The 11,862-nt window shown below is 43.0% G+C and carries 9 protein-coding genes; 5 read left to right on the forward strand and 4 right to left on the reverse strand.

Annotated elements, in window-relative coordinates:
* The first annotated feature begins 370 nt into the window (after positions 1-370).
* The 3 genes from secA to PY364_RS08395 all read left to right on the forward strand — a co-directional run bounded on the left by secA (position 371) and on the right by PY364_RS08395 (position 5,468).
* Positions 371-3,181 carry a preprotein translocase subunit SecA gene (gene secA, locus PY364_RS08385; RefSeq protein WP_275521786.1) on the forward strand — a complete coding sequence of 937 codons (2,811 nt, stop codon included), beginning with the start codon at positions 371-373 and terminating at the stop codon, positions 3,179-3,181.
* Positions 3,182-3,413: 232 nt separating this feature from the next.
* On the forward strand, positions 3,414-4,469 hold the full coding sequence (locus PY364_RS08390; protein ID WP_275521787.1) for a metal ABC transporter substrate-binding protein: 1,056 nt from the start codon (positions 3,414-3,416) through the stop codon (positions 4,467-4,469).
* 171 nt (positions 4,470-4,640) lie between these two features.
* Complete coding sequence (locus PY364_RS08395) at positions 4,641-5,468, forward strand: metal ABC transporter ATP-binding protein (protein ID WP_275521788.1); 828 nt, start codon at positions 4,641-4,643, stop codon at positions 5,466-5,468.
* 14 nt (positions 5,469-5,482) lie between these two features.
* On the opposite strand, the gene PY364_RS08400 is transcribed toward PY364_RS08395, so the two are convergent.
* From PY364_RS08400 to PY364_RS08410, 3 genes are all read right to left on the reverse strand, one after another.
* Complete coding sequence (locus PY364_RS08400; protein ID WP_275521789.1) at positions 5,483-7,213, reverse strand: mechanosensitive ion channel domain-containing protein; 1,731 nt, start codon at positions 7,211-7,213, stop codon at positions 5,483-5,485.
* A gap of 46 nt (positions 7,214-7,259) precedes the next feature.
* Entirely contained in the window at positions 7,260-7,679 is a 420-nt protein-coding gene (locus tag PY364_RS08405) for a ketosteroid isomerase family protein (protein ID WP_275521790.1), read from the reverse strand.
* Positions 7,680-7,989: 310 nt separating this feature from the next.
* The gene (locus PY364_RS08410) at positions 7,990-8,949 is read right to left on the reverse strand and encodes an orange carotenoid protein N-terminal domain-containing protein (RefSeq protein ID WP_275521791.1); all 960 of its coding nucleotides are present in this window, start codon (positions 8,947-8,949) and stop codon (positions 7,990-7,992) included.
* Between the two features lie 272 nt (positions 8,950-9,221).
* Between PY364_RS08410 and queG the strand changes: the two genes are divergently transcribed.
* Positions 9,222-10,160, forward strand: a complete 939-nt coding sequence (gene queG, locus PY364_RS08415; protein ID WP_275521792.1) for a tRNA epoxyqueuosine(34) reductase QueG — start codon at positions 9,222-9,224, stop codon at positions 10,158-10,160.
* 102 nt (positions 10,161-10,262) lie between these two features.
* The gene (locus tag PY364_RS08420; RefSeq protein ID WP_275521793.1) at positions 10,263-10,898 is read left to right on the forward strand and encodes an HAD-IA family hydrolase; all 636 of its coding nucleotides are present in this window, start codon (positions 10,263-10,265) and stop codon (positions 10,896-10,898) included.
* Positions 10,899-10,904: 6 nt separating this feature from the next.
* On the opposite strand, the gene PY364_RS08425 is transcribed toward PY364_RS08420, so the two are convergent.
* Positions 10,905-11,750, reverse strand: a complete 846-nt coding sequence (locus PY364_RS08425; RefSeq protein WP_275521794.1) for an SWIM zinc finger family protein — start codon at positions 11,748-11,750, stop codon at positions 10,905-10,907.
* Positions 11,751-11,862: the final 112 nt, after the last annotated feature.

The raw sequence follows: 11,862 nt of genomic DNA on the forward strand, positions 1-11,862 counted from the left end.
TGGCGGCGTTACGAATAAATCTTGGTCTAAAAAGCAGGTATTATCTGCTGAATACCTTACTGTATAATGGTTGTAAAAGTTGAAGAATTTTAGAATGAAACATCTCTGCTCATAGGAGGGAACCAGGGGAGATGGTTCGGAGGCTGGGGCGCTAGGTCTTAGAATTTAGAATTATCAAAAATCTCTCCCTCCATAGGAGTGAAGCAAAGAGTGCGATAATTTACGATCTGTACCCGACCTACTTTCTGCCCAAATGCTTCACTCCTACAAACTTGATTCACTCAACTCTCCGCTGTGCCCTATACCCTATTGTCACAGACCGTTAATATAGTAAAGAAAGTACCGTAATCGCACCTCTGCCTCTCCTGCCATGCTTAAACATCTGCTGGGCGATCCCAATGCACGCAAACTTAAGAAATTTCAGCCTTGGGTTGCTGATATCGGTGTCTTAGAGGAAGACATCAAACCACTCTCTGACGATGAACTTAGGGCTAAAACCGGGGAGTTCAAACAGCGTCTAGAGAAAGTTAAATCGCTCAATGAGGAAAAAGAGTTACTAGATGAAATCTTGCCAGAAGCCTTTGCAGTAGTGCGGGAAGCGGGTCAGCGGGTTTTGGGTATGCGCCACTTTGATGTCCAACTCCTCGGCGGTATCATTCTCCACAAGGGCCAAATTGCTGAGATGAAAACTGGTGAGGGCAAAACTCTGGTATCTACTCTCCCAGCTTATCTGAACGCGCTCAGCGGTAAAGGAGTACACATCATTACCGTTAATGACTATCTAGCGCGGCGGGATGCAGAATGGATGGGGCAGATTCACCGCTTTTTAGGCTTAACTGTGGGGCTGATTCAGCAGGGAATGGAACCGGCGGAACGCCAGAAAAATTACGCCTGTGATGTTACTTATGCCACTAACAGCGAAGTAGGTTTTGACTACTTGCGCGATAATATGGCGACGGCGATGGAAGATGTAGTGCAGCGCCCTTTCAACTTCTGCGTCATTGATGAAGTTGACTCGGTGTTGATTGATGAGGCCCGCACGCCGCTGATTATTTCGGGTCAGGTGGAACGCCCCAGCGAGAAGTATCTGCGGGCGGCGGATGTGGCGGCGGCCATGAAAAAGGAACAAGAAGAGCATTATGAAGTTGACGAAAAAGCGCGAAATGTGCTGATGACTGACGAAGGGTTTGGGAAGGCTGAGGAAATTTTGGGGGTTAAGGATTTGTACGACCCCGCTGACCCTTGGGCTCACTACATTTTTAATGCGCTGAAGGCGAAAGAGTTATTTATTAAGGATGTTAATTACATCGTCCGCGATGATGAGGTGGTAATTGTTGATGAGTTTACGGGGCGGGTGATGCCGGGTCGTCGCTGGAGTGATGGTTTGCATCAGGCGATCGAGGCGAAGGAACGGGTGGAAATTCAGCCGGAAACTCAGACGCTTGCTACTATTACTTATCAAAATTTCTTCCTGCTTTACCCGAAATTGTCGGGGATGACGGGGACGGCGAAGACGGAAGAGGCGGAGTTTGAGAAGATTTACAACCTGGAAGTGACGGTATGTCCGACTAATCGCCCGACTGGTCGGCATGACCTCTCGGATGTAGTTTACAAGACGGAGGCGGGTAAATGGAGTGCGATCGCGGCTGAATGTGCCGAGATGCACGAAGTTGGTCGCCCCGTATTGGTTGGTACTACGAGTGTAGAAAAATCGGAATTACTGTCTCGGCTGTTGCAAGAACGCAAAATTCCTCATAATTTGCTCAATGCTAAGCCGGAAAATGTGGAACGGGAATCTGAAATTATTGCCCAAGCAGGCCGTAAAAATGCTGTCACGATCGCCACGAATATGGCTGGGCGCGGTACGGATATTATTCTGGGTGGGAATGCTGAATACATGGCCCGGCTGAAGTTACGGGAATATTTTATGCCTCGGATTGTACTTCCAGAGGACGACAGCAACTTTTCGCCAGTACAGGTTCCCGGAGTCGGCGGCCGTAGCAAACCTCAAGGTTTTGCCCCAACTCAGAAGGTAAAGAGTTGGAAGGCTTCACCGCAGTTGTTCCCGACGGAGTTATCTAAGGAAACTCTGCAAAACTTGAAGGCGGCCGTAGAATTTGCGGTTAAGGAATATGGAGAACGCAGTCTCCCAGAATTGCTGGCTGAGGATAAGGTGGCCGTAGCCGCAGAAAAAGCGCCGACGCAAGAACCTGTAATCCAGAAGCTTCGCGACGTTTACAATCAAATCCTCCACGAGTACGAGGCCTTCACCGATACCGAACACGATGAAGTTGTCAAGCTTGGCGGTTTGCACGTAATAGCGACGGAACGCCACGAGTCGCGACGGATTGATAACCAGTTGCGAGGACGTGCGGGTAGGCAAGGCGACCCCGGTTCAACGAGATTCTTCCTTAGTTTAGAAGATAACTTGCTGCGAATTTTTGGAGGCGATCGCGTAGCGAGTTTAATGCAGGCTTTCGGCGTAGAGGAAGATATGCCCATCGAATCGGGAATGCTAACTCGTTCCCTCGAAGGTGCTCAGAAAAAGGTAGAAACTTACTACTACGATATCCGCAAGCAGGTGTTTGAATACGACGAGGTGATGAACAATCAACGCCGCGCGATTTATGCCGAACGCCGCCGGGTTTTGGAAGGTTTGGAAATTAAAGAACAGGTGATTAAGTATGCAGAACAAACGATGGATGACATCGTGGGAGCATATATTAATCCTGATTTACCTTCTGAAGAATGGGAACTAGAAAAGCTGGTAATAAAGGTCAAGGAGTTTGTTTATCTACTAGAAGATATGCTTCCCGTTCAATTGGAAGATTTATCGGTGGATGAAATCAAAACTTTCTTGCACGAACAAGTGAGAAATGCTTATGACATTAAAGAAGCTCAAGTTAATCAAATCAGACCTGGTTTGATGCGGGATGCGGAACGCTTCTTTATTTTGCAGCAAATTGATACTTTGTGGCGCGAACATTTGCAACAAATGGACGGTTTGCGAGAGTCTGTCGGGTTGCGTGGTTATGGACAGAAAGACCCTCTGATTGAATATAAGACTGAAGGTTATGAGCTGTTTTTGGATATGATGACGGATATCCGCCGTAATGTGGTTTATTCGCTCTTCCAGTTTCAGCCGCAACCGCAGGTGCAAATGTCCTCTGAGATGGTTTGAGGCATTAAAAATTTAAAGATTAAAAAGTCAAAATGAAGGATTAAATGCCTTCATTTTTGTTTTTTATATAGCCAATTTTAAATTACGTAACGCCGCCCTCTGGGCGGTAAGGATACCGCCAGGATGGCGGCGTTACAAATACTATAAATCTACTAAATGCCCCCATAGGGCATTGCGTTTTTCTAGAGAAAAGGTTTAGCTTATTAAGCCTGCACTATCATATTCACAGCCAATGCTTAAAATTTCAGTAGTCCTATTGGTACTGAGCATTATGACGGTTGCCTGTAGGGGAACTGAGAATCAAACAGTAGTTCCAACTCCTGTAGTTACCAGCACTTCTACCTCCCCCAACAACTCTCAGGCGACAACTAAATTTTTAGTCGTAACCACAGTAGCTCCTATCACTAATATAGTCAGCAACATTGCAGGCGATCGCGTGGAAATTAAGGGTATTGTTCCAGAGGGCGCTGACTCTCACACTTTCGAGCCACGCCCTTCAGATAGCGAATTACTATCTAAGGCAAATTTAATTATTTCTAACGGTTTGCGTTTAGAAGTTCCTACAGAAAAATTAGCCAACGCTTCTAAGCCTAAAGACACCAAAATTTATGAATTAGGTAATAACACTATTAGCCAAAATCAATGGTTATTTGACTTCAGCTTTCCCAAAGAAAAAGGAGATCCAAACCCTCATTTGTGGGTAAATCCTAAATATGCTGAAGCCTACGCCAAACTAGCCACCAAAGAGTTAACACAACTAGATCCCGCAGGTAAAGATTACTACGCTACTAATTTAAAAAATTACCTGCAACAACTGGATGAATTAGACAAAGCAACCCGCGCCATAGTTGCCAGTATTCCTGAAAAGAATCGCAAGCTGCTTACTTACCATGATTCTTGGGCTTATTGGGCTAGAGAGTACGGTTTTGAAGTGATTGGTGCGATTCAACCTTCCGATTTTAAAGAACCTTCTGCCCAAGATGTCGCGAAGCTAGTCGATCAGGTTCGCGAAACAGGGGTTCCCGCCATTTTTGGATCGGAAGTTTATCCCAGCAAAGTAGAAGAGCAAATTGCCCGTGAAACAAATATAAAAACAGCCAATACTGCTGATGATGAATTACCTGGTGAGGGTTCGGCTAATGCAATGGAAAATACGAATCCTCAACATACCTATATTGGTATGATGGTTAAGAATTTAGAGATACTTGCTACTAATTTAGGTGGTAATCCCAACTTAGTTAAAAATGTCAATACTGCTAATGTAGTGGGGCCGACAGCAGCAAAGTAATTATTAACTGTTAACTGTTAACTGTTAACTGTTAACTGTTAACTGTTAACTGTTAGTTGTTAGTTGTTGGTTGTTGGTTGTTAGCAATTAGCAATTAGCAATTAGCCATTAGCAATTAGCCATTAGCAATTAGCAATTAGCAATTAGCAAAATTTTAAATCTAATAATTTAATGGAACCAATACTAGAACTCAGAAACTTAACTTGCGGTTATCAAAAAATGCCAGTGTTTACAGGGCTAAATTTGGCTCTTTACCCCCGTCAGCTATCAGGATTAGTGGGGCCATCGGGAAGTGGTAAAAGTACGCTGATTAAGGCAATTTTAGGGTTGATTCGCCCTTGGGCTGGAGAGATTTGGTTTCGGGGAAAACGATTAAAATCAGAAGTTGCACCGCTAAAAGTAGGCTATGTACCGCAAGTGGAAACGGTGGATTGGACTTTTCCAGTTACCGCCCAAGAAGTCGTAATGATGGGGCGTTATAGACAGCAGAAATTTTGGCCGCTTCCGTCGAAACGCGATCGCGCAGTGGCCCGTTCATTTCTGGCCCGCGTCGGGATTGAATACGTTGCCGATCGACCTATTGGCGAATTGTCAGGTGGACAACAGCAGCGAGTTTTTCTTGCTAGGGCATTAGTTGGAGAACCAGAAATAGTCTTTTTAGATGAGCCTACTAGCAGTTCTGATTTGCAAGTTCAGCATGAATTATTGCATCTTTTAGCAGATTTAAATCAGGAAGGTTTGACTATTTTTCTCTCTACTCACGATCTTAATTCTGTAGCCACACATTTACCTTGGGTAGTGTGTTTTAATCACGGCTTAATCTGTCAAGGTCAACCTATTGATATTTTTACTCCGGCTAATTTAGAGCGGACTTTTGGCGCTGAAATGATAGTTTATCACCAAGGCGACCGAATTTTAATTGCTAGCGATGGCACTTCTATTCGTCATCAAATGCAGCAAAATTTACCGGGATTTTTAAGCAAATCTTACTCTCCGTAGGGAAGTAGATTAGGCTAGTCTTGAATATCCTGCGAAATCTGCGTGTTCTCACTTCCATTCTCGGCCACATCTAACTCAATTTCCTGCCCATTTGCCTGATTTTTCAACAACTGTAACAGCATAGCTTCCAACTGTGATGATATTTCAACTTGCAAATTACCCGTGCGAATATTCAAATCCCGCTGCGGAAAGGGAATCTCAATCTTATGCTGCCGCAAATTGGCTTCTATTCGGTAATATAAATCGCTTTGAATTTTGAATTGCTTACTCGGTTGTGCCGTCCAAACTCGCAATTCAAAATTTAAGGCACTGTCACCAAATCCCTTAAATAAAACTTGCGGTGGTGGAACTAAAAGCACATCAGGATGACCAGTTCCAGCCTCCAATAAAGCGGATTGTACTGTATTAACATCAGAATTATAAGCTACTCCAATTTGTAGGCGTACTCCTGAAAGAGGATTGTCATGGTTCCAGTTAATTAACTCTGTTTCTAAAAAACGGGAATTAGGTACAATAATTGAAACTCGATCCAGTGTTCTAATCACTGTACTACGACCGCCAATGCGCTCTACGATGCCTTTATATTCCCCAACTTCTACAAAATCGCCGATTTGAATTGGACGCTCTAAAATGATGACAAGTCCGCTACCAAAATTTTTGGCAATATCTTGCAAACCAAACCCAATCCCGACACCGAGAACACTAGCTAAAATAGTTAAAGAACTTAAATCTAGTCCCCAAATTTGTAATAAAACAATGGTACCAACTGCAATTAAACTATATTTGGTAATAATCGCGATCGCTTCCTGCGCCCCGCGATTGATTCCAGCTACTTCCAAAATGCGCGATCGCAACACAGTAGTAGCTGTCTGGGCAACAACTATCAATCCCCACAGAAACCCGCCCAGAATCAATAAATCAGTAACAGAGTAAGCCTTTTCGCCGACAGTAAAAATCTTGGAAATGAAGCTAGCAATCAGGATGTTAGCGATTTGGTAACTCCATCCCCGTGTCACCGGAAATAGATTAGCAATATAAAGCAGCGTAGCTACCCACAAACCTAATCTCGTACTAGCAAGGGTGAGATTGAGCAATAAATCGAAACTGCGGGGCGGATTTGGATCGGATGGATTGGGTTCTGGAAAGAACATTCGTAACCCCCGGCCTATGGTACGCGGCCAAAACCAACCTAAAGCAATATGAAATGCGATTGCGCCCATCAAAACCGCAATCGCATTAACCACCGCATCTCGGATATACTTACTGCTACGTTGTTGTTGAGATTCATTCACTGCTTGCTGAATTTGCGCCGCCCAAGTTCCCGCCTGTTCCTGTGGACTGCTACCGGCTGGTGCATCTAATTGTGTTACTGTCAACAAATATCGAGCAGATGTATCTGGAGGAGAAGAATTTGCTTTTAAATCTTTATTCGAGACAGAAACTAATAATATCGTTGGTAATTGATTGCGTTCCTCTACCTTTACCTGCACAGATTCAGGAGATGAAACAGCATCTCGCAATTGGGAATTAATTAAATTAGCCCGTTCTTTGGCTGTAAACTGTCCTGAACTGCTAACTTGAAAAATTTGTCTTCCATCTAAAATTACTGGCGCTAAGTCAAATTTGGAGCTAACTTGTGCTAATGCTGGACAAGACATAAAAATGCAGGAAAGTAAAAGAATTATTCCTGCAATGCACGCTGCTTGGAAAAGCCATAGTTTATTGCGATTGTTATTCTTAATCACTTTTTTTCTTGCGTATATATTCATCTACAAATTACCGTAGACCACTCTAAAATTTAGTTGAAACTCGCAGATTTAGCAATTCTTGGGTTGAAGCCAAAAGTTTAATAGTAACAGCAACAATTTCTCTTTCTGAATTTAGTATAAACAGCCAACCGACTTTAACTCCAAATAGGCGAGTTTTTACCTTACCGCTTACCTGAATTTCAATATTCGCATCTTCTAAAGTTTTGATAATAGCCTGTTGCGGTTCAAGTTGCATCCCTTTAGCTTCCGTTTCCAAGTATAGCGCGATCGCGCCTCGCCCCACAATCGGATCTTCAAAGGGAGCATTGAGAACACCATCCACAGCAAAGAGATTAGCAGTAGCCTCAAAGTCGCCACAGTTCAAGGTTTCAAAATAACGATGCACCACTGGATCGATCGCGCTAGCTACAGCAGTATTAGCTATCAAATTTGTTTGAGTCATGAAAGTTATCTATGAATTTGGCTATTTGAGTTGTACAGGATTTACATATTCACTACCACCCTCTCTAGGTATAGCTAGGGGCTAGAGACTAGGGGCTAGGGGCTAGGGGAAGAGAGCAATAGAATCAATTGTTTCAGCCATAAGCGAGTCCCTAACCGTCTTGGCAGTTGCTATATAGCAATTCTTGCAGGATTTGTAAACAAAAGTCCTGATAAAAAACCTGGTTTCATAAAAGAAACCAGGTTACTCAAAATATGCGAACAGTAGAGACTTAAACTCCGTAATTAGAGAAAGTCCTTAGCCTTTTGCTTTACTTAGCCATTAAGTTAAGTAACTCTTGAGGAGAGGCTAACAAGTCGATCGCCACAAAGAAAATCTTGCCTTGAGGATCTACTAAAAACCGCCAAGCAATGTTCATACCAACACTTGCGCCAAACCAAGGAGTTTGGACTTTTCCTGTCACTTTAATCTGCGTGTAGCCATCTACAACCTCAGATACGCCCCGCTCTGGCATCATTTTCAAGCCAACACATTCTTCGCGCATATAGGCCAAAATTGCCTCTTGACCGACGATTGGCTTCTGGAACGGTGGTTGCAGAGCACCCTTGGGAGCAAATAGACCAACAGCAGCCTCAAAGTCAAAGGCGTTCATGTTGTTAATGTAGCCGAGCACTGTCGGGTTTGTAACGCCCTCGATCGTAACTTGAGTCCGCTGCGCGATCTCAGTTGGGGGAACAACGGGATCTGCAACTTTGGCATAACTCCCAGGAGCATTCGGATCGAAACCCATGTTGACTACAGCATTACGCAGCACAGTGATTTGCTGACCACCATCGAGTTGCCGGATTGTTTGCAGCACTGCTGAGGCATTGGGAGAAAGCTTATAACCAGGTGGGATCGGAGCTACAAGTCCCTGGGCCATCCATTCTCCTAACTGATACCAGAACCCCAGTTTAATGTTCATGCTGAAGGAAGCATAGGAACGGTTAAGAGGAGTGTCAATACGGTTAGCCAAATCGCACATGACCTGCGTTTGAGCTAAAGGAGGCATCTGTTTGATTTGGGCTAGCAAACCATCGGCGATGACCATGCTGGCGGCTCCTGGGGCAGCAGGAGTAATGGTGATTCCCATTTCGGTGTAGGCAAACCATAGTAATGCCAGTTGATCTTCAGCGCTGAGCTGGGCAAACTTTGCGATCGTGTCTGGGACAGCACTCGCAACCTGAGTGTTAGAGAAAATACCCTGAGCGGTCTCAATAGTAAACGGCATATGTAAACAGAGATTTTGTTGTTAAGTTGCGAATCCCGTATGTGGGCTTCGTGAATCTCTTCTCCTTTGTTAAATCATGTAACGATTTGTAAATATTTGTCAACATAGTTTGTAAATTTAGTAGTTTTGAAATTAGAATCATAAGTTTGCGTTATTTGTATCATTCCGAAAATCGTCTCTATCATATAAGCGCTAAAATATCAACAGATCATCCCAGAAAAAACGAAAGTCTATAAACTAGGAGGGATTCCTGAAACCTTGAGAGGCATCCAATGAAATCGCCAATTACCAGCATTCAGATCGAGCAGAAAGCTCTAGAATTGGGATTCCACATGGGGATAGCGCAGGTAGATGATGCCCCTTACCCAGAGGCAGAAAGATTGCAGGCGTGGTTGGAGGCTGGATATCAAGCAGATATGGCATGGATGGCTAACCCGAAGCGTCAGGATATTCGTCTGGTAATGCCAGAGGCACATTCAGTAATATGTGTCGCCCTCAATTACTACACCCCTCACCAGCATCCCGAAGGGTCAGAGTATGCCAAGATTTCTCGTTATGGTTGGGGGCGAGATTATCACAAGGTGATGCACAAAAAGCTGAAGTTACTAGCAAACTGGTTGCGATCGCAAGGTGAGGGAATTGAAGCACGGTATTATGTAGATACAGGGCCAATTCAGGATAAAGTTTGGGCCCAACGTGCGGGTATTGGGTGGATTGCTAAGAATGGGAATGTGATTTCGCGAGAGTATGGTTCTTGGATATTTTTGGGTGAGGTATTAACGAATTTGGAGTTAATACCTGATACTCCTCACGCTGAACATTGTGGCACTTGTACTCGCTGTATTGATGCTTGCCCTACTGGGGCAATTACTCAGCCTTTTGTTGTGGATGCTAATCGGTGTATTGCTTATCATACGATTGAGAATCGAGATGAGAAGTTGCCAGATGATATTGTATCTCATTTACAGAATTGGGTTGCAGGTTGTGATATTTGTCAAGATGTTTGTCCTTGGAATCAACGTTTTGCTAAGGAAACTGATATGGTGGAGTTTCAGCCTTATCCTGAAAATATAGCGCCGACTCTCACAGAATTAGCGGAAATATCAGATGATGAGTGGAATCGAAGGTTTACTGCTTCGGCTTTGCGGCGAATTAAACCAGAGATGTTGCGGCGAAATGCTAGGGCTAATCTGGAAAGGTATAAGAGTTAATCAACTGATTAGAAATTCGCTAATTGCTAATTGCTAATTGCTAATTGCTAATTGCTAATTGCTAATTGCTAATTGCTAATTGCTAACTACTAACTACTAACAATGACTAAAGTAATTATTTTTGACTTTGACGGCACTCTAGCTGACACGCTCAATGCCATTGTGAGCATTACTAATCGCTTAGCTGGGGAATTTGGTTACAAGTCTGCCACAAAAGATGAACTAGCTAAAATTAGAAACTTAAACTCTTGGGAAATTATTAAGAATTCAGGAATTTCTATTTTTAAAGTGCCATTTCTGGTGAGAAGAGTAAGAAAAGAGTTGAGAAATGAAATTCAAGAAGTTAGATTATTTCCGGGGATAAAAGAAGTTCTAGTAGAATTAAAAAATCAAGGCAATCAACTGGGTATCATTACTTCTAACTCTAAAGAAAATGTCTTGGCATTGATGGAGAGAAACGACTTGCAAGAAATATTTGATTTTATTTATACAGGAACGACACTATTTGGCAAAGATAAAGTTATTAATAATTGGTTAAAGCAAGCTGCTGTGAACCATGAAAAAGTTGTTTATGTAGGAGATGAAACGAGAGATATAGAGGCAGCTAAAAAAGCTAAAATCAAGATAATTGCTGTGAGTTGGGGATTCAATGTAAAAGCAGCTTTGGCAGAACACAAACCTGATTTTTTGATTGAACATCCCCACCAATTAATTGAAGTTATAAAAAACTGGCAATAAGTGCGATTAATCTGCTTCGCCTCGGTTCAATGCTGTTAACACGGCTTGCTGGCTAACATCCTGGTAAATTTTACGTAAATACTCCATAGCTGCATCCATTGAAGAAGCTAATTTGTTAGTTTTGTCTCCATCATTCACCAGAGTTAGTGGCCCTAAAATATCTAAAACTGTTTCGCTGGTTGGCGGCGGTACTATTACTACTAGGGATGATTCTAGCTGTTGATTATATTCCCAAAATTGGTAAACTTTTGGGAATTGGGAATTGGGAATTGGGACTTGGGAATTGGGAATTGTGGAATTTTCCTCTGAGTTAACTTTAGCAATGCTTTCCTCTCCTTTTCCTCGTAATTGTCGCAACTTTGTCAAAATTTGTTCTTTGGTTCGTCCTCGGAGTTGAAATAGTACAAATGGGTCTTCACTAAAGCGTTCTCCCAATAAGTAGTAAACTGCACTAATGTGTTTACAAGGATTAGCTTTATCGGGACAACTACACTGCGAATGAATATCGGACAAGTTGAAGGGAAATAGTCTCTTACCAGCAACGGCAAATACATCTTCAATATTTTGAGGCATTTCTCCTGCTAAAAGTTTAGCAGAAAAAACTGCCCTTTGCGACATATTTTCAGTCACATAACCCCAATCTTCATCGCTGAAAGTATCTAGCCAGAGAGAAATTTGATAGGGTTCTGGTTCTGTACCCCTGACTTTGGCAATTACCTTTTGATCTTGAAACTCAATGCTAAGGACGTTCCCCTCTCTTGCATATCTCCAGCCTCGCTCTAAACGCTTTTTAAAATGATAGGAATTTATCAAGTCAAGCCATTGTTCAGTCCACCATTGTTTGTCACTCATAGGTATTTTAGGTTTTAGTTTTTGAATTTAAAGTATAATTAATGTAGGGGCAATCCCCCTGTGGCTGCCTCAATGCGGGGTAGGCACGGGGGCACTACCCCTACAAATCTGT

The sequence above is a fragment of the Kamptonema sp. UHCC 0994 genome (assembly GCF_029167235.1).
Lineage (GTDB): Bacteria > Cyanobacteriota > Cyanobacteriia > Cyanobacteriales > Microcoleaceae > Kamptonema.

Bases quoted from the DNA above. Each gene is read 5' to 3' on its own strand.
- secA (WP_275521786.1), top strand. From the start codon at position 371: ATGCTTAAACATCTGCTGGGCGATCCCAATGCACGCAAACTTAAGAAA.
- PY364_RS08390 (WP_275521787.1), top strand. From the start codon at position 3,414: ATGCTTAAAATTTCAGTAGTCCTATTGGTACTGAGCATTATGACGGTT.
- PY364_RS08395 (WP_275521788.1), top strand. From the start codon at position 4,641: ATGGAACCAATACTAGAACTCAGAAACTTAACTTGCGGTTATCAAAAA.
- PY364_RS08405 (WP_275521790.1), bottom strand. From the start codon at position 7,679: ATGACTCAAACAAATTTGATAGCTAATACTGCTGTAGCTAGCGCGATC.
- PY364_RS08410 (WP_275521791.1), bottom strand. From the start codon at position 8,949: ATGCCGTTTACTATTGAGACCGCTCAGGGTATTTTCTCTAACACTCAG.
- queG (WP_275521792.1), top strand. From the start codon at position 9,222: ATGAAATCGCCAATTACCAGCATTCAGATCGAGCAGAAAGCTCTAGAA.
- PY364_RS08420 (WP_275521793.1), top strand. From the start codon at position 10,263: ATGACTAAAGTAATTATTTTTGACTTTGACGGCACTCTAGCTGACACG.
- PY364_RS08425 (WP_275521794.1), bottom strand. From the start codon at position 11,750: ATGAGTGACAAACAATGGTGGACTGAACAATGGCTTGACTTGATAAAT.